Annotated in this window: 16 protein-coding genes; 9 read left to right on the top strand and 7 right to left on the bottom strand. The window is 40.1% G+C overall.

All coding sequences use genetic code 11. From position 1 onward, the window contains the following. Positions 1–273 precede the first annotated feature (273 nt). Both caiB and pcaR read left to right on the top strand, forming a co-directional pair. A complete protein-coding gene (caiB, locus tag SOI81_RS10325; RefSeq protein WP_320540651.1) occupies positions 274–1,491 on the top strand; it encodes a CaiB/BaiF CoA-transferase family protein in 1,218 nt (405 codons plus the stop codon). A gap of 185 nt (positions 1,492–1,676) precedes the next feature. Next, the gene (gene pcaR, locus SOI81_RS10320) at positions 1,677–2,522 is read left to right on the top strand and encodes an IclR family transcriptional regulator (RefSeq protein WP_013198245.1); all 846 of its coding nucleotides are present in this window, start codon (positions 1,677–1,679) and stop codon (positions 2,520–2,522) included. A 65-nt stretch (positions 2,523–2,587) separates the two neighbouring features. Here pcaR and pecI read toward each other — a convergent pair whose 3' ends face one another. Beyond that, entirely contained in the window at positions 2,588–3,397 is an 810-nt protein-coding gene (gene pecI, locus SOI81_RS10315; RefSeq protein WP_320540650.1) for an enoyl-CoA hydratase, read from the bottom strand. A 285-nt stretch (positions 3,398–3,682) separates the two neighbouring features. Here pecI and SOI81_RS10310 point away from each other — a divergent pair, with 285 nt between their 5' ends. Then, the gene (locus tag SOI81_RS10310) at positions 3,683–4,654 is read left to right on the top strand and encodes a nitronate monooxygenase family protein (protein ID WP_320540649.1); all 972 of its coding nucleotides are present in this window, start codon (positions 3,683–3,685) and stop codon (positions 4,652–4,654) included. Between the two features lie 58 nt (positions 4,655–4,712). Here the strand turns inward: SOI81_RS10310 and SOI81_RS10305 are convergent, their stop codons facing one another. The 6 genes from SOI81_RS10305 to dcaE all read right to left on the bottom strand — a co-directional run bounded on the left by SOI81_RS10305 (position 4,713) and on the right by dcaE (position 11,283). After that, positions 4,713–5,885 carry an MFS transporter gene (locus SOI81_RS10305; RefSeq protein ID WP_320540648.1) on the bottom strand — a complete coding sequence of 391 codons (1,173 nt, stop codon included), beginning with the start codon at positions 5,883–5,885 and terminating at the stop codon, positions 4,713–4,715. A 63-nt stretch (positions 5,886–5,948) separates the two neighbouring features. After that, complete coding sequence (gene dcaR, locus SOI81_RS10300; RefSeq protein WP_000081480.1) at positions 5,949–6,791, bottom strand: IclR family transcriptional regulator; 843 nt, start codon at positions 6,789–6,791, stop codon at positions 5,949–5,951. Between the two features lie 107 nt (positions 6,792–6,898). Next, positions 6,899–8,104 (bottom strand): 3-oxoadipyl-CoA thiolase, encoded by a 1,206-nt coding sequence (gene dcaF, locus SOI81_RS10295; RefSeq protein ID WP_005069941.1) that lies wholly within the window; start codon positions 8,102–8,104, stop codon positions 6,899–6,901. 14 nt (positions 8,105–8,118) lie between these two features. Then, positions 8,119–9,642: a 3-hydroxyacyl-CoA dehydrogenase gene (dcaH, locus tag SOI81_RS10290; RefSeq protein ID WP_320540647.1), complete on the bottom strand. Its 1,524-nt coding sequence runs from the start codon at positions 9,640–9,642 to the stop codon at positions 8,119–8,121. A 61-nt stretch (positions 9,643–9,703) separates the two neighbouring features. After that, on the bottom strand, positions 9,704–10,465 hold the full coding sequence (gene dcaG, locus SOI81_RS10285; protein WP_239976101.1) for an SDR family oxidoreductase: 762 nt from the start codon (positions 10,463–10,465) through the stop codon (positions 9,704–9,706). Between the two features lie 29 nt (positions 10,466–10,494). Next, the gene (gene dcaE / locus SOI81_RS10280) at positions 10,495–11,283 is read right to left on the bottom strand and encodes an enoyl-CoA hydratase (protein WP_016141391.1); all 789 of its coding nucleotides are present in this window, start codon (positions 11,281–11,283) and stop codon (positions 10,495–10,497) included. Positions 11,284–11,594: 311 nt separating this feature from the next. Between dcaE and SOI81_RS10275 the strand changes: the two genes are divergently transcribed. From SOI81_RS10275 to dcaY, 6 genes are read left to right on the top strand one after another with little or no spacing between them, the layout of a single operon-like run. Further along, positions 11,595–12,749 (top strand): acyl-CoA dehydrogenase family protein, encoded by a 1,155-nt coding sequence (locus SOI81_RS10275; protein ID WP_004793088.1) that lies wholly within the window; start codon positions 11,595–11,597, stop codon positions 12,747–12,749. A 58-nt stretch (positions 12,750–12,807) separates the two neighbouring features. Next, positions 12,808–14,091, top strand: coding sequence for an MFS transporter (dcaK, locus tag SOI81_RS10270; RefSeq protein ID WP_239976102.1), 1,284 nt, complete (start codon positions 12,808–12,810; stop codon positions 14,089–14,091). Between the two features lie 47 nt (positions 14,092–14,138). Further along, positions 14,139–14,807 carry a 3-oxoacid CoA-transferase subunit A gene (gene dcaI / locus SOI81_RS10265; RefSeq protein ID WP_016141389.1) on the top strand — a complete coding sequence of 223 codons (669 nt, stop codon included), beginning with the start codon at positions 14,139–14,141 and terminating at the stop codon, positions 14,805–14,807. Then, positions 14,807–15,460 carry a 3-oxoacid CoA-transferase subunit B gene (gene dcaJ / locus SOI81_RS10260; protein ID WP_016141388.1) on the top strand — a complete coding sequence of 218 codons (654 nt, stop codon included), beginning with the start codon at positions 14,807–14,809 and terminating at the stop codon, positions 15,458–15,460. The genes dcaI and dcaJ overlap by 1 nt, the downstream gene beginning before the upstream one ends. 38 nt (positions 15,461–15,498) lie before the next feature. After that, entirely contained in the window at positions 15,499–16,815 is a 1,317-nt protein-coding gene (gene dcaP, locus SOI81_RS10255; protein ID WP_239976103.1) for an outer membrane trimeric porin-like protein DcaP, read from the top strand. Between the two features lie 18 nt (positions 16,816–16,833). After that, positions 16,834–18,051, top strand: coding sequence for an MFS transporter (gene dcaY, locus SOI81_RS10250; RefSeq protein WP_239976104.1), 1,218 nt, complete (start codon positions 16,834–16,836; stop codon positions 18,049–18,051). Positions 18,052–18,067 lie beyond the last annotated feature (16 nt).

Raw genomic sequence — 18,067 nt, 5'->3', positions numbered from 1 at the left:
TATTTGAAGCGATAGTAATCAAAGGATGAACGTAAAACAATATATTTTGAAAATTAATTTCGCAATGCGATACTTTGTTGTTGTTTTATGTTTGGCTAATTTATTGATTTATTTAAGCTATATTTTCTTATGAAAAATCATTATTTTTAGTGGAAAATTAAAGTTTGATTTTTAAAATGAGCTGTGTATATTAAAAATATATATCGCTATGCGAAATTTTAAATGGATAAATTTTCCAATAGGAAATGAGTCACAAAATATAGTGGGATGAAGATGGGTGCTTTAAATGGAATTCGGGTGCTTGACTTAAGTCGGGTATTGGCTGGACCTTGGTGTGGGCAGATTCTTGCCGATTTGGGTGCAGAAGTAATCAAGATTGAAAGACCGAAATTCGGTGACGATACTCGTTCTTGGGGGCCGCCTTGGATGAAAAATGACTCAGGCCAAGACACCCAAGAAGCCGCTTATTACCAGTCCACTAACCGCAATAAGTTATCAGTTGCTATCGATATTGCCAGTTCTGATGGACAAGAGCTAATTAAAGCCCTCATTCAAGACACCGATGTCGTGATTGAAAACTACAAAGCGGGTTCTTTGAAAAAGTACGGTTTGGATTATGAGTCTTTATCTGCCATTAACCCTAAACTGGTGTATTGCTCGATTACAGGCTTTGGTCAAACTGGCCCAAGAGCAGAAGAACCTGGTTATGACTTTATTATTCAAGGCATGGGCGGACTCATGTCAGTTACGGGTGAACGTGATGATTTGCCGGGTGGTGGGCCACAAAAAGTAGGGGTCGCATTTTCCGATTTAGCCACAGGTCTTTATTCTACGATTGCCATACAGGCTGCTTTACTCAACCGCCATGTAACGGGTTTAGGCCAATACATTGATATGGCTTTGCTTGATGTTCAAATTGCCACAATGGCAAATCAGGGAATGAACTATCTTTCATCGGGTAATATCCCGAAGCGTTATGGCAATGCACATGCCAATATTGTGCCTTATCAGGTATTTAAAGCTTCTGATCGTGATTTTATTATCGCGTGTGGAAATGACACTCAGTTTATTCAGCTCTGTCGAAGTATTGGGTTACCCGATTTACCAAATGATGCACGTTTTGCTCGAAATGCAGATCGAATCAAACACCGTGAGGAAATTATCGGGATTTTATCAAAACACTTTTTAACTAAAACGGCAGATGAGTGGGTAGATGCGATCTACGCTGCTAAAGTTCCGGTTGGTGTGATTAATAACTTGGAACAAGCTTTTCAAGAGCCTCAAGTCATTGCCCGTGAAATGTTAGTCGAAATGAATCATCCTCAACGTGAAAAATTGAAGGTAATTGGGTCACCAATCAAACTATCTAGAACACCTGTTGAGTACAAAACAGCACCTCCGTTGTTAGGAGAACATACTCAGGCGGTTTTAGGTCGAGTGGTTTCTTCAGAAAAACTAGCTGAGTTGAAAGAAAAGGGCGTAATTGGATAAGTGGCTTAAAGCGGAAGGTTAAAATTATATTTAAAATCAGAAAATAAAATATTTAACCTTTTGCTTTAACGAGTTAAATGAAGTTATGTTTTAGACGCAGACTAGGATGTTTGCTCTTTTGCTATTTATAGAAAAAATAGATTATAATTTTCGCAGTGCGAAACAAAATATGGATTGGTATGACAATGAACGATGCAGTAGATGCAGAACCGACAGAAAAATTATTAGCGCCGTTAAGGCATGAATTATTACATCCGATTGAAGATATGCAGGATGAAAATGATCGCCAATTTATTACTGCATTAGCACGTGGTTTAGAGCTATTACGTTGTTTTACGCCTAAGCATCAGCATTTGGGCAATCAAGAGCTTGCTCAGATGACGGGTTTGCCAAAACCAACCATTACTCGCCTTACACATACCTTGTCTCGTTTGGGTTATATTAAACAAGTACCTAACTCAAGCAAATTCCAGCTTTCAGTGGGGGTTCTTGCGTTTGGTTATTCCATGCTATCTAACGTGTCGATTCGCTCTATTGCTCATCCATATATGAAAAATTTGGCAGACTATGCTGGCGCTGCTGTTGCAATGGCAACACGCGATCGACTGAATATGATTTATCTTGATGTGGTACAAGGCAAAGGCAATATGACCATGCGCCGTCAAGTTGGAACTTATTTACCGATTCATTTAAGTTCAATGGGGCGTGCATGTTTAGCCGCAATGCCTGAAGATGAAAGAGAGTTTCTGTTAGATGCCATTCGTAGTAAACATAAAGAAGACTGGATCAAAATTAACCGTGATCTAGACAAAGCTTTTAAAGACTACCAAGATTTTGGATATTGTTTTTCGATCGGTGAATGGCATAAAGATGTCAATTCGGTTGCGGTTCCACTCATTCATGAACAACATGGTTTACTGGTGTTTAACTGTGGCGGTCCAAGTTTTATTATGAACCGTGAAAAACTTGAAGAAGATATTGCACCACGTCTTTTACACATGGTGAATAATATTCGCACCGAGATTAGCTAAGCCAATCTGATTTACTTATAAAAGCCAGCTTTGAAAATCAAAGCTGGCTTTTTAGTAGGCGAACTTTAAGCTGTTTGCTTGTGAAAGTTCGGTTTTCTTTTTTCTTTGAAAGCATTTAATGCTTCTTTAAACTCGCAACCTTGCAAACAATGCGAGAAAATAGTCGACTCATGATCAATACGATTGAGTAGATCATCAATTGGCATATCTCTTAGTAACTTTTTACTGAGTTGTAAGGCTTGGCTTGGTTTGTGAGCGAGTTTAATTGCCACATCTTCAACGACTTGATCCAGCTCGGTTGCCTCAAATATTTCATTCACTAAGCCATAATTCTTCGCTTGATCTGCCGAAAACTTTTCACCGAGTAAAATAATTTCTGAAGCACGAGCAAAGCCCAATAATCTTGGCAAGATATAACTTGAACCTGCTTCAGGTACCAGTCCCAAGTTTACAAATGGGAACTGAAAAATAGAGTTTTGGCTTGCATACACAAGGTCGCAATGTAGAAGCATGGTGCTGCCGATGCCAATGGCCACACCGTTTACTTTAGCAATAATTGGTTTTGGAAAGGTTGCCAAGCTTTTTAAAAAAACAATGGAAGCGGGCGGTTCGGAACTTGATGTGTCGCGTGTTTCGAATGCGTTGACATCATTGCCACTGGTAAATGCAGCTCCTTCACCAGTCAGTATAACCACGTGAACGTCTTGATTGGTTGCAGCTTCATTTAATGCCAGACTTAGAGTCGCATACATTTCATAGTTAATTGCATTTTTTTTGGTGGGATTGCTCATGGTGAGCGTTAGTATATTTTTATCAAAAAACTGTTGAATTGAGCCTGTTTTAAGCACGTTTTGAGCTCTATTGTCCTGTTGCATCATTCATTCCTTTAAATTAAATATTTGAAAATTATTTGTTTCTTTTTTACGGAAACTCATACTTATTCAAATAACTTGCCGTCTAAAATTTAAACTTATTAAAATGATGCTATCGAAAAATAATTCCGTTATCAATTATTTTATTTTATATTGTGGTATAAAATTTTGTATTGTGAAATTTTTACCTTAAATCACTTTGAATGATGATGGGATTTGTGCGTAAATAAGCATCTAGCTCTGCGAAGGAAATGAGAAGCTAGCTATAGAACAGTGAGTGGAAATAATATGAAGACCAAAATTACAGAACTATTTGAAATCGAGCATCCTATTATTCAAGGCGGTATGCATTATGTTGGTTTTGCAGAGCTGGCGGCTGCGGTTTCAAACGCGGGCGGTTTAGGCATTATCACTGGCCTGACTCAGCGTACGCCTGAAAATTTGGCAAAAGAAATTGCACGTTGCCGAGAAATGACCGATAAGCCTTTCGGGGTAAATTTAACCTTTTTGCCTACGGTGAATACTCCTGATTATCCGGGTTTTGTAGATGCAATTATTAAAGGTGGTGTAAAGATTGTAGAAACAGCAGGGCGGAATCCTGAACAAGTCATGCCGTATTTAAAAGCTGCTGGCATTAAAGTAATTCACAAATGTACTTCGGTTCGACATAGCTTAAAAGCTCAGCAAATTGGGTGCGATGCCGTTTCTGTAGATGGTTTCGAGTGCGGTGGTCACCCCGGCGAAGATGATGTGCCCAATATGATTTTATTGCCTTTAGCTGCCGATGCATTAGAAATCCCGTTTGTTGCTTCAGGTGGAATGGCAGATGGACGCTCACTCGCCGCTGCTTTAGCGATGGGTGCCGATGGAATTAATATGGGAACGCGCTTTATTGCGACTCAGGAAGCTCCCGTACATGCAAATGTGAAACAGGCGATTTTAAATGCAACCGAACGAGATACACGTTTAATTATGCGTGCGTTACGTAATACTGAACGTGTTATGAATAATGCCGCTGTAGAGAAAATCGTGGCAAAAGAAAAAGTACTCGGCGATAACATTAAATTTGAAGATATTATCGAAGAAGTTGCAGGTGTTTATCCAAAAGTCATGATTGATGGTGATGTTAATGCAGGTGCATGGTCATGCGGTTTGGTCGCAAGCTTGATTCATGATGTTCCGACATGCGATGAACTGGTTAACCGAATTGTCAAAGAGGCAGAAGATATTATTCGCGGACGCTTATTAGGACTTTTATAGAATTATCCTAGCTTCTATAACTCATTATTAACCTAATTTATATACATCAGCACAAGTTTTAATTGTGCTGATTTTTTGCATCACTCACACAATAATAAAGACATAAAACGGCAAAAATTAAACCCAAAATACAGACACCCATCCATCCGTAGTGTTTCCAAGCGTAGCTTCCTGCTGTTGTACCTAAAGCTCCACCCGCAAAGTAACCTGTCATATAAATCGCGTTAAACCGTGAGCGTAATTCTTGATTAAGTTTAAATACGATACTTTGGTTGGTGACATGAACAGCAGAAAGTGAAGCGTAGAGAATGAGTAAAGCAATAATGTAAAAGGCGAAGTAGTAGGGTAAAAGTGAAAAAAGAATCCAACTTAAAATAAGCCCGACGCCACAATAAATTGAAATTTTATGAATATAGCCTTGGTCAATAAATTTGCCTGAGAAATTGGCAACGAAAGTCCCTAATACCCCAACAAAACTGAAAAGCCCAATAGTAAAATCGCTAAAAAAATAGGGCGCTGGAGCCAAAAGCAACGACATGGTGGTAAAGGTTAAACTCACACAAGCAAATGTAAAACCACCAATATAAGTTCTGGTTCTTAAACGTCGATTTTGAATAAAAATCAGTGGAAGCGAGCGGATGGTTTTTGCATAGTTTTCAGATTTAGTTGGTGGGAATAACCCAATATTACGGTGCAAAATAAAGGCAATGATAAGTAGTAGAAAACCACTGACCAGATAAATAATGTTCCAAGCAAAAAGCGTAGACATCAATCCTGATAGGGAACGGGCGAGTAAAACCCCCATCATGAGGCCACTTAGTAAAAAACCAACCACACGGCCACTTTGTTGAATCGGAACCAGACTTGCTGCAAGGGGTAATAACAATTGAGCTGAACTGGAAAATAGACCAGTAATGACGGTACCAAGCAGTAAAAGATAAATATTGTGCGAAAAACCGCTAATAATTAATCCACTTGAAGCCAATAACATAAAGATAAATAGCAGTTTGCGCTTTTCTATTATGTCGCCCAACGGCATTAAAAAGAGTAAGCCACATGCGTAGGTGATTTGGGCTAGAGTTGGCACCCACGCTGTAGTTGTTTCGGTTAAATTTAGGCTTACACTAATTGAGTGAATAAGTGGCTGACTAAAATAATTTCCACCTGTGCAAATGCCTGCGGCAATCGCCATTAAAATAATGGTTGGGGTATAGAGTGCGTTTTTCATCATGCCTTAGTCATAATGAAAGTGGAACTTTAATCAACACAACCATGACTGTTTTAAGCAAGATTGTTAGTGCGTTTCATTCAAGGCATCTTGAATGTTGTGCACCATGTGAATTAAACGTGGTCCAATTTCACCTTCAAGTTTTTCCGGATTTAAATGAAAACTTGGCGCACCACAGTTAAAAACATAAAGACCATGTTTGGAGCTGACTAAAGGTACAGCCACCGAGTTCACTTCTTTATGCCACTCGCCTAAAGACAAACAATATCCATAATCTTGGTAATCACGGAAAGCTCGTTCTAAAGAACGTTTTATGGCTGGCCAGTTTTCGGGATTCTTTTGTTTCAACGCATCAAGTAGAAAGTTGCGTTCACGTTCAGGGGTCGCAGCTAAGCATGCTCGGCCCATTGAACTACTATGAATTGGCAAAGTAGAACCAATTGGACGACGCATATTTAATGCAGTTTCAATTTGTACAACATCGATATACACCATATTTAAGCGATCACGTGTTGCCATCGCTACAGGTGCTTGAACATACTGACTCATCTCTTCCATATATTGATGAGCAATATTGCGAATCGAGATGTTAGATAATGCAGCGTATCCTAAAGATAAGACACCAATATCTAGTGTGTATTTGGTCGAGTTAGGCAATTGTTTTAAATAACCTAATGACACAAGGGTATTGGTAATACGTGCAATCGTCGGTTTCGGTAAACCTGTCATTTTTGCTAATTCTTGGTTACCCAGCACCTGATTATTTGCAGAAAAGCATCTTAAAAGTTCTAAACCGCGTGCTAAAGAAGCAATAAATTGTGGGTTATTTTCCCGATGTATATGCGAAATAGGATCTAAACGTATCTCATCAAAATTTATTGGTTTTTCAGTTTCCGTGTTTTGAGACATTCGATCCTCAAATATAATTAAAGCAATAGTTTTGCCATTATATTTCGCTCTGCAAAATAAATCCATTCATCACTGCGCTGTTGTGATGAATGGATATCTGGTGCAGTTTATGAAACGTTTTCAATCACCATTGCAAGACCTTGACCTACACCAATACATAGGCTCACCACGGCATATTTCTTTTTACGACGAATTAGCTCGCGTGCTACTGTTAAGCTAAGACGAGCGCCAGATGCACCAAGTGGATGACCAACTGCAATCGCGCCACCGTTTGGGTTTACACGTGGGTCATTAAAATCAACATTTAAGCCTTTTAAACAAGATAAAACCTGTGAAGCAAAAGCTTCATTAATTTCAATAATATCCATGTCATCTAAGGTAAGACCAGCACGCGCAACGGCTTTTTTAATGGCTTCAATAGGGCCTGCACCCATAATGCGTGGCTCAATACCAGCAGCCGCGGCTGATAAGATTTTTGCCATTGGTTTTAGGCCATATTTTTGACCTGCTGCTTCTGAACCAATCAAAAGTGCTGCTGCACCGTCGTTAATTCCTGAGGCATTACCCGCAGTAACCACGCCACCTTCAAATAGAGGTTTTAACTTTGTGAGTGCTTCAACAGTTGAGCTTGGGCGAGGGTGTTCATCTTCTGAAACGAGTTTAGGCGGTAATTTTTTGCCTTGGAAAACCTCAATTGGAGTAATTTCATCAGCAAAGAAACCTTCTTCTTTGGCTTTTTGATATTTGGCTTGTGATTGAGCTGCAAATAAATCAGCTTGCTCGCGGCTAATACCAAAGTCAGCAGCAACGTTATCACCCGTTTCAGGCATTGAATGGCCGCCGTACTGAGCAATAATTTTTTTATTTGGAAAACGAGATCCAATGGTGGTGTCATAAATTTTTGCATCACGGCTATAAGCACTTTCGGCTTTACCCATTACAAAAGGTGCGCGAGACATACTTTCTACACCACCTGCGATATAGAGCTCACCTTCACCACAAGTAATAGCGCGTGCTGAATCAATTACCGCACCTAAACCACTCGCACATAGGCGGTTTACCGTCTGGCCCGGTACAGTGACAGGTAAACCTGCAAGTAACAGGGCATTTCTCGCTACATTACGACTATCTTCACCTGCTTGGTTGGTGTCGCCTAAAATCACATCTTCAATATCCGCGCCCGGCACACCAGTTTTTTCAAGCAACTTTTGAATGACGGTTGCAGCTAAATCATCAGGACGAATTGAGGCAAGTTCACCTGCATGACGGCCAAATGGACTACGTAAACCATCATAAATATATGCATTTAACATTGAGAAATTCCTTTTCAAGACTCGTGAGTAAAAGTAAGAGGTAAATGAAGTGCGACACGGCGCTGTAACCATGGGCTAGGGCGGTAACGCGGGTCATGCGTAAGCGCTGTTATACGGTTCAGAATGAGTAAGATTTTTTCGCTACCGACTTGATCGCCCCATTCAATTGGTCCAAACGGATAACCTAAACCAAGACGCACCGCGGCATTAATGTCATCTACCGTGGCAACATTTTGCTGGGCAATATCACAGCCTAGATTAATCACCATTGCTAAAACGCGCTGAGCAACAAAGCCAATACTTTCATTAATCATACTCACCAGATTTCCATCTAGATTGAAAATAGAGTGAGCGGCTTGTCGGTATTCAGGTTTGGTAACAAGTGAAGGCATCAAGGTGCGGTGCTTTGCAATGCCATAAAGCATGTCTATAGCAACGGCTTGTTCTGGGTTAATCCCTAAGCGGGTAGCCGCTTGGGTTGTGTCTTCACCGTAGCAAGCGAGTAAACATAAACTATCTGTTTGAGGTTCGGGGTTGATGTCTAGGGCAATATTTTGCTGAGTTAAATAATCTTCAAGCTGTTTTTTATCGTCTAAGAAATCTGCCGCAATCCAAACTTTTGGATATTGCGCTAAACGCTCTACAAACTTGGCAGGTTGTTCACCTGTTTTTGAACCAGTTTCATAATTATAAAAACCTTGATTAACCTTACGTCCGAGTTGCTTGGCGTCTAACATTTGCTTGGTCAGCGGGTTTGGTTTGTAACGGGCTTCTTCATAATACTGATGATAAATCGACTCCATCACAGGATGAGAGACATCAAGGCCTGTTAAATCGAGTAACTCAAATGGCCCCATTCTAAAACCAACGCCGTCACGTAAAATTCGGTCAATTTCACTGATGTCACAGACGTTTTCATTTAAAATTTTAAGTGCTTCGGTTCCATAAGCTCGACCGGCGTGATTAATAATAAATCCAGGGGTGTCCTTCGCAACAACAGGGCGATGACCAAATGCACGAGACAGATCGTTTAAGGCATCAATAATAAGTTGGTCGGTTTTTAAACCACGGATCACCTCGACTACTTTCATGAGTGGAACTGGGTTAAAAAAGTGATAACCCACGACACGTTCGGGTTTTTTGCAGTTTGCCGCAATCGCTGTAATAGAAAGAGAAGAAGTGTTTGAGGCTAAAATGGTATTGTCTGAAACAATGTCTTCAAGCTGTTGCATCAAACTTTGTTTGATATCGAGGCGTTCAACAATTGCTTCTACAATAAGGTCGCAATTTTTTAAATCTTCAATTTGCTGAGCAACAATTAAATGATTATTTGCTGCTGTTGCTTGCTCAGATGTAATTTTATTTTTGTCGACTAACTTTTGAAATGTAGCAGCCAGTTTTTCTTTAGCCTGTTCTGCCGCGCCTGCCTTGACATCATATAAATAAGTAGTATGACCTGACTGCGCAGCAATTTGGGCAATGCCACTGCCCATAATACCGACACCAATCACAGCCATGCTTTTAATATCATAAGTCATGTCGATCATCCTGATAATTAATCTATATTTGAAATTAAACTGAAAAATAGGGCTTGGTGATTTAGCTTAAGCATTGTTTATCACCATCAATTGGTAAGATTTGACCTGAAATAGAGCGTCCGCTATCTGAAGCTATAAATAGGCATAAATCTGCAATATGCTTTGGATTTACAAAATATTTGAGCGACTGATTTTTCAGTGCGTTTTGAGTCACTTCTTCAAGTGAGGTATGGGCTACATCGGCACGGGCCTGTAATACACGTTGAACTCGATCACCATCTACTGCACCCGGAAGAATAGCGTTAACTCGAATATTGTCTGCACCGAGTTCCATAGAAAGCGTTTTGGTAAAACCAATCAGCCCCCATTTTGAAGTGGAATAAGCCAATCGGTATGGATAGCCTAGGCGGCCGGCAATAGACGACATATTTATAATTACGCCTGCTTTTGCTTTTTTTAAATAGGGAATGGCTAACTGGGTAATTGAAAAAGTACTATTCAGGTTTAAATTAATTACCGAGTTCCAATCATCAAAACTTAGTTCATCTGCGGCAACAGTCGGGCCGGAGATACCGGTGTTATTGACTAAAATATCAATACCGCCAAGTTTCTGGACTGCTTCATTAAACATGAGTTTAATTTGCTCATGATCAGCCAAATCACACGTATGTATATGCAGCTTAGGATAATCTTGTTGAAATTGTTCTAAGTTTTTAGCACTAATATCACAAACGAAAACTTCATCATGATTGTTTAAAAAGACTTCAGCAATGTATCGTCCAATCCCTGAACCACCTGCACTAATTAATACTTTTCTACTCATTTTCATTCCTTTGTTACTATCGTTTTAAATTATTTACCTTGATAAGACGGTTTACGTTTTTCAATAAAAGCTTGAACGCCTTCATTTTTATCTTCGGTAGAAAACAGTAACTGGAATGATTTTCGTTCTAGAGTTAAGCCTGCATTTAATGGCACGTCTTCGCTCATGAGTGCAACTTCTTTAATTTGTTGCAGGGCAATAGGAGGCATTTTTGCGAGGCTTTGCGCCATTTGAATCGCAGTTGGAATGGTTTGGTCGTCTTCTGTGACTTGTGAAACAAGACCAATGATATAAGCTTCTTCGGCTTTCACCATAGCACCCGTCATAATCATGCGCATGGCATGAAATTTACCAACCGCACGGAATAAACGTTGTGTCCCACCAGCACCTGGCATTAAACCGACTTTAATTTCCGGTTGACCAAAGGTTGCGCCTTTACCTGCAATAATAATATCAGCGTGCATTGCAAGTTCGCAGCCACCCCCTAATGCATAACCATTTACAGCAGCAATCACGGGTTTAGGGCACTGAGCAATCGCATTCCAATAACGTTCAGTATGACGCAACAACATTTCAGTTGAAGTTGCGGTTGCCATTTCTTTTAAATCTGCACCTGCGGCAAAGACTTCTTCGCCACCTGTGAGCACAACTGCATTGATCTCATCGTTAAAACTTAATTCGGTAAAAGCTTGTGCTAATTGTTTGCGAACCTCTGTATTCAGTGCATTTTTTGCTTCAGGTCGGTTTATTTTTACAATCGCTATTTTTTGAATAGAAAAGTCGACTTCTACGAAATTATTCCCTGTTAATACACTCATTTTTGAATTCCTTGTTTCGCATATCAAAACTATATTCCTTTTATGATGCTTATTTTGGAATTTATTTCAAGTCTTATTTAGTCCATTAGAGCAATTAGGATTTATTAAATAAGCTAAGTATTTGATATTCCGTAATGGTGTGTTTTTAAATTTCGTTTAACGAAATTAATTTTCAAAAAAGCTTGAAATTTGTATTTTTGTTCTCGTACTATGAAACACATCCGCAGTAAACAAGATTTAAAACATGGTATCCAGACAAGCTGGAGATGGCTGATGGGTACGATGGAAATACATAAAAAGGGAGATCACAGATGATCCGTGATGAAGGGATGTTGGAGCAGTTACTTTCAACAATTCGAGATTTTGTAAAAAATGAATTGATCCCTCGTGAAAACGAAGTGGTAGAGAAAGACAAAATTCCGGATGACATTGTGCAGCAAATGCGTGAGCTAGGTTTGTTCGGTCTCACAATTCCCGAAGAATATGGTGGCCTAGGCATCACCATGGAAGAGGAAGTCAGAGTTGCATTTGAACTTGGACAAACTTCACCGGCTTTTCGTTCTTTAATTGGCACCAATAACGGTATTGGCTCAAGTGCAATTTTGATCGATGGCACAGAAGAGCAAAAGCAAAAATATTTACCTCGTTACGCAAGTGGCGAAATTATTGGTTCATTTTGTTTAACCGAGCCTGAATCTGGTTCCGATGCTGCTTCTTTAAAAACCAGTGCCGTAAAAGATGGCGATTTTTATGTATTAAACGGTACCAAACGTTTTATTACCAATGCACCTCACGCTGCAACTTTCACCGTAATGGCGCGAACCAACCCTGAAATTAAAGGGTCAGGCGGTATTTCAGCTTTTTTAGTTGAGGCCAATACACCAGGTATTACATTGGGAAAAATTGACCAAAAAATGGGACAAAAAGGCTCACACACCTGTGATGTAATTTTTGATAACTGCCGTGTACCTGCTTCTGCATTGATTGGTGGGGTAGAGGGTGTCGGTTTTAAAACGGCCATGAAAGTACTTGATAAAGGTCGCTTGCACATTGGTGCGTATAGTGTGGGTGTTGCTGAACGCATGCTAAACGACGCATTGCACTATGCGATTGAACGTAAGCAGTTTGGTCAGCCTATTGCAAACTTCCAGCTGATTCAAGCCATGCTTGCTGACTCAAAAGCCGAGATTTATGCCGCTAAATGTATGGTCCTAGATGCAGCCCGTCGCCGTGATAATGGCGAAAACATTAGTACAGAAGCGTCTTGCGCAAAAATGTTTGCAACCGAAATGTGTGGCCGTGTTGCTGACCGCTGTGTACAGATTCACGGTGGAGCAGGCTATATCAGTGAATATGCCATTGAACGTTTTTATCGGGATGTCCGTTTGTTCCGTCTCTATGAAGGAACCACGCAAGTTCAACAAATTATTATTGCCAAAAATATGATTAGGGAAGCTACAGCCTAATAAAAAATCAAATGCCATGAGGCATGGGATGCCTCATGTTCCTTCTGAGGATATGGATATGACAACAGAAACAGTTACGCAAAATACGGCTAGCAGTGAAGCTATCCAGACACCAAAAAAAATTTGGATTACCGCATTTATATTCGCTTTTTTAACATTGTTGTGTGATGGGGCAGACTTAGGGTTTTTGGCATTAAGCCTGACCAGTCTTAAAACAGAATTTCATTTGACGGGGGTACAAGCTGGAACACTAGGTAGCTTAACGCTTTTTGGATCGGCTATAGGTGGTCTGATTGGTGGCTGGGCGTGTGACCGTTTTGGGCGAGTTCGCATCATTGTGTTCTTTATTGCTTATTCTTCAGTTTTAACCAGTGCACTGGGTTTTGCTGATTCTTATATGCAATTTGCAGTTTTAAGAACCTTTGGAGCGATGGGCTTAGGTGCGCTCTATATTGCTTGTAATATTTTAATGTCAGAAATGGTGCCAACCAAACATCGCTCAACTGTTTTGGCTACCCTCATGACGGGCTATACCTTGGGTTCTTTGCTAGCGACTTTATTAGCAGGACATATTATTCCTGAACATGGCTGGCGTTTCCTGTATTGGATTGCGATTACGCCTGTAGTGTTGTCAATTTTGATGTACTTTTGTGTACCTGAACCAGAGTCTTGGAAAAAATCTCGTCAATTAAAAGCGTTAGAAGTCGCTCAAAGTAACCAGCCTAAAAAACGTCAAAATCCATATCTTGAAATTTTAAGAGATAAGAAACATGGCACCATGTTTGTTCTTTGGATAATTAGTACTGGTGCATTGCAGTTCGGTTATTACGGCGTAAGTAACTGGTTACCGGCTTACTTAGAGTCTGATCTTGGCATCAAGTTTAAAGAAATGGCCATGTATATGGTCGGTACTTTCCTGATTATGATGTTCGCCAAAGTGATTGCAGGAATTATTGCCGATAAATTAGGACGCCGTGCTGTATTCGCCTTCGGAACCATTGGGACTGCCTTATTTATTCCAGTTATTGTTTATTTAAATACACCAACCAACATTTTATGGATGATGCTGTTCTTCGGTTTCCTTTACGGTATTCCATACGCAATTAATGCCACTTATATGACTGAAAGCTTCCCAACTTCCATTCGTGGTTCGGCAGTGGGAGGTGCTTATAACATTGGCAAAGTACTTTCAATCTTCTCTCCATTAACAATTGGTTATCTATCACAACATGGTTCTATTGGCTTAGGGCTTTTAGTAATGGCTGCAGCTTATTTTATCTGCGGGGTAATTCCATTGTTATTTATTAAAGACCGACTATTTAACCCGCAAAAGGCAGAGTGACAGATCAATCTGTCACCTTAAATTAAGGATGAAAAGGGACAAGTGAGATGATAAATAAAATCACCAGTGACATTGAACCAATTTTAAAAGCGATTCCTGATGGAGCAACCATCATGACAGGCGGGTTCGGTGTGACGGGGCAACCTGCTGAATTAATTGAAGCCTTAATTGATTTAGGAAAAAAAGAACTCACCATTGTAAATAACAATGCGGCTTCTGGTGATCGTGGTTTAACTAAGCTCATTATTGCGGGTTGTGTTAAAAAAATGATTTGTTCATTTCCGAAATCTGCTGGGTCAACCGTTTTTCAAGACTTATATCGTGCGGGAAAAATCGAGTTAGAACTGGTTCCACAAGGTAATTTGGCATGTCGGATTCAGGCAGCGGGGGCTGGTTTAGGTGCTATTTTTACTCCGACTGGCTATGGCACCAAAGTCGCCGAGGGTAAAGAAACACGAACTATTAACGGTAAAAATTATGTACTTGAATATCCACTTGAAGCTGACTTTGCATTGATTTATGCCGATAAAGCCGACCGTTGGGGCAATTTAACTTACCGTAAAGCAGCCCGCAATTTTGGGCCAATTATGGCAAAAGCCTCTAAGACCACAATTGTTCAAGTGAATGATACCGTAGAGCTAGGAACGCTTGACCCAGAGTGCATTATTACACCGGGAATTTTTGTTCAGCACGTTGTAAAAGTAGGAGATATCTAATGTCAGTTCAAAAGCGTTCTCGTGAAGATATTGCCAAACTCATTGCTAATGACATTCCGGAAGGTTCTTATGTCAATTTAGGCATTGGCTTACCGACCAACGTTGCTAAATTTTTGCCAAAAGACAAAGAAATCTTTTTACATTCGGAAAATGGTGTCTTGGCTTTTGGTCCACCACCACAACCGGGTGAGGAAGATGAAGACTTAGTGAATGCCGGAAAAGAACTTGTCACTTTATTAGATGGTGGATGCTTTATGCATCATGGTGACTCGTTTGACATTATGCGTGGCGGTCATTTGGACATTTGTGTGATTGGGGCATTCCAAGTTGCGGTAAATGGAGACTTAGCAAACTGGCATACCGGTAAAGCAGATGATGTACCCGCAGTTGGCGGTGCTATGGATTTGGCAGTCGGTGCTAAAACAATTTATGTCTATATGGAACATGTCACCAAAAAAGGTGAGTCCAAAATTGTAAAAGAACTGAGCTATCCAATGACAGGTGAGCAGTGTGTAAATCGTATTTATACCGATTTATGCATTATTGAACTCAAAGACCAAAAAGCTTATGTCACGGAAATGGTGGAAGGCTTAAGTTTTGATGAATTACAGGCAGTCACAGACTGTGAGTTAATAGATGCACGTGTAGCCTAGATTACACACGGAAAAAACGCTTCTTTAAGGATTAAAAGATGAAAAAATTAATTTTAGCTGCAGCTTGCGCTGCGGCTTCAGGGACTATTTTTGCAAATTCTTCAGATACCACAGAACAAAGAATTAATTTGCTAGAAACCGAGCTGCAAAAATTAAAAGCAGAACTTGTTGCTCAGAAACAAACTCAAAATAATTTACAGGTTAAACAGGTAAAGATTGAAGAGAATATCGAAAAAACTAAAGCGACTGTAACAGAGAAGCCCATTGCTCCTTCATGGGTCACTTGGACGGATAATGTAAAGGTTTACGGTATTGCCCGTGTTGATGCAGCGGTCGACTTTAAATCATCACCTGACTCGGGCGGTAGAACAACCAGCAGTCTGTACCGAACACCTTTTGAAAGTGAAAAACGTTCAAATCATGCACGTTCCGATGCCATGATTAATGCAAGTCGAATTGGTGTTTATTTTAATAGCCCAAATAAAGCAGTTACAGGGAATATTGAAGCCGATTTCTTTGATAGCTCTAACATGGGAACAGGAGATGGTAAATTCCGTATTCGTCATGCATTTTTTACCTATAAAGACTGGACCTTTGGTCAAACATGGTCACTCATGTCTAACATGGAAACTCGTACCGAAGCTGTCGATTACACTCAATTTGTAGGAACCTCTTATACACGTACTCCTCAAATTCGCTATGACTGGAAAATCGATGCCAATAATGATTTAAAAGTAGCTTTGGAATATACAGGTTCGAGAGTCTCGGCATTTCCAACTTTAACGGGTCGCTATACTTTTAAACAAGGTCCTTTAACGGCACTTGCTCAAGGCTTTATTAATGAAAAATCTACGGATGTCGCAACTGCTACGGTGAAGAAAGTAAGCTGGGGCGCTGGAGGCGGTTTAAAATATCAACTCACGCCACAACAATCGGTACAAGCAAATTATCAATATATTGTTGGTGATCAAAAGTTTATGCCGTATACCACGCAAAGTGGTTTGGCAAATTCAACAAGTTTAAATGCCGCGGGTGATTTTTCTTTAAACGAAGACAAAACAGATCTGGTGATGAATAAGTTGAATAGCATCAATATTGGTTATTCATATAAATTCAATGAGCAATGGCGTGCAAACTTATCGGCTTCAATGTTTGATTATGATGATGACACGGCTTATGCCAAACTCAACCCAGATGCCAACAAACGTCTAACGGACTATGCCGCGAACGTCTTTTATTCACCGATTGAGCAAATGGATATTGGTATGGAATATCATCAAGGTAAACGAGAAGTGTTTGATGGCAGAACCGCTGATGTATCACGCGTAAACTTTGTATCAATGTATAAATTTTAAAATGGGGCGTAGTTAAAAATGGAAAAAATAGTTGAGCCCAATGCAGAAAATATACTGTCAAAAAGCTTTATTTTTATCATGGCAATGACATGTGGAATTTGTGCGGGTTCAAACTATTATAACCAGCCCTTAATCTATTCAATTGCTGAAGCATTAAGAGTTAATGCAGATCAGGTCGCTTTAACTATTGTGATTAGCCAACTGTCCTATGCGGTTGGCCTTTTTATATTGGTTCCCTTAGGCGACTTCTTTGAAAAGCGTAGTTATATTTGCTTGCTCATGTGTTGTACGGGCTTTGCACAAGTAGGGCTATCCTTAAGTCAAACCTTGCCAGCTTTATATGGCTTTACCTTTTTAGCCACGTTCTTTTCTATTGCGACTCAAGTTTTAGTCCCTTTTGCCGCAGGTTTAGCCAGCCCGAAAAAAAGCCCTCAAGTTGTAGGCACTCTCATGAGTGGTTTGTTCTTGGGAATATTATTGGCACGTTCTATTGCAGGTTTACTTTCTACAGTTTGGTCGTGGCATGCGGTTTATTTAATTAGCGGAATTGTCATTTTGGTGTTTGCTGGGGTAATGTGGGTGAAGTTGCCAGTTGCGCGTAAGTCCCACCAGCTCAATATTCTACAGATTTATGGTTCACTATTTTCATTAGCTGTTCATCAGCCTCATTTACTACGCCGTGGTTTGGCAGGGGGAATTGGCTTTGGTATTTTGGCTCTCATTTTTACCACCATGACTTTTATTTTGGCGAATGAGCCTTATCACTTTAACGATTTCCAGATTGGTTTATTTGGAATTGTTGGGTTAGCTGGTGTATTTGCGACCCCATGGGCAGGTAAGAAAATTGCAGCAGGGCTTGAAAATAAAATTGCAGTGATTTGCATGGGGCTATTAATAAGTGCATGGATACCACTATTTTTTGCCCAGCAGTCTTTGATGGCCTATGCTGTTGGCGTGATTATGGCGTACTTTGGTTTGTCGGCATTTCATGTGCTTAACCAAAATCTGGTCTACCGAATTTCGGCTGAGGCGCGTTCTCGTATTAATTCAATTTATATGACCTTATATTTTGGTGGAGCTGCTTTAGGTTCTTTTATTGCGGTTTATGCATGGAAACACTGGGGATGGGAAGCGTGTGCTGCCTTAGGTTTAGCGATGGCAATGGTGAGTTTTATGATTGATCGCTTAGATTTTTATGAAATGAACAAGATTGCAAAGCAAGAAAAAGCTCCATAAACAGGAGCTTGGATAT

Source organism: Acinetobacter pittii (assembly GCF_034067285.1).
GTDB classification, from domain to species: Bacteria; Pseudomonadota; Gammaproteobacteria; order Pseudomonadales; family Moraxellaceae; genus Acinetobacter; species Acinetobacter pittii_E.
The sequence above is the reverse complement of the archived record's forward strand: the minus strand, read 5'-3'. Positions and strand labels throughout refer to the sequence as shown.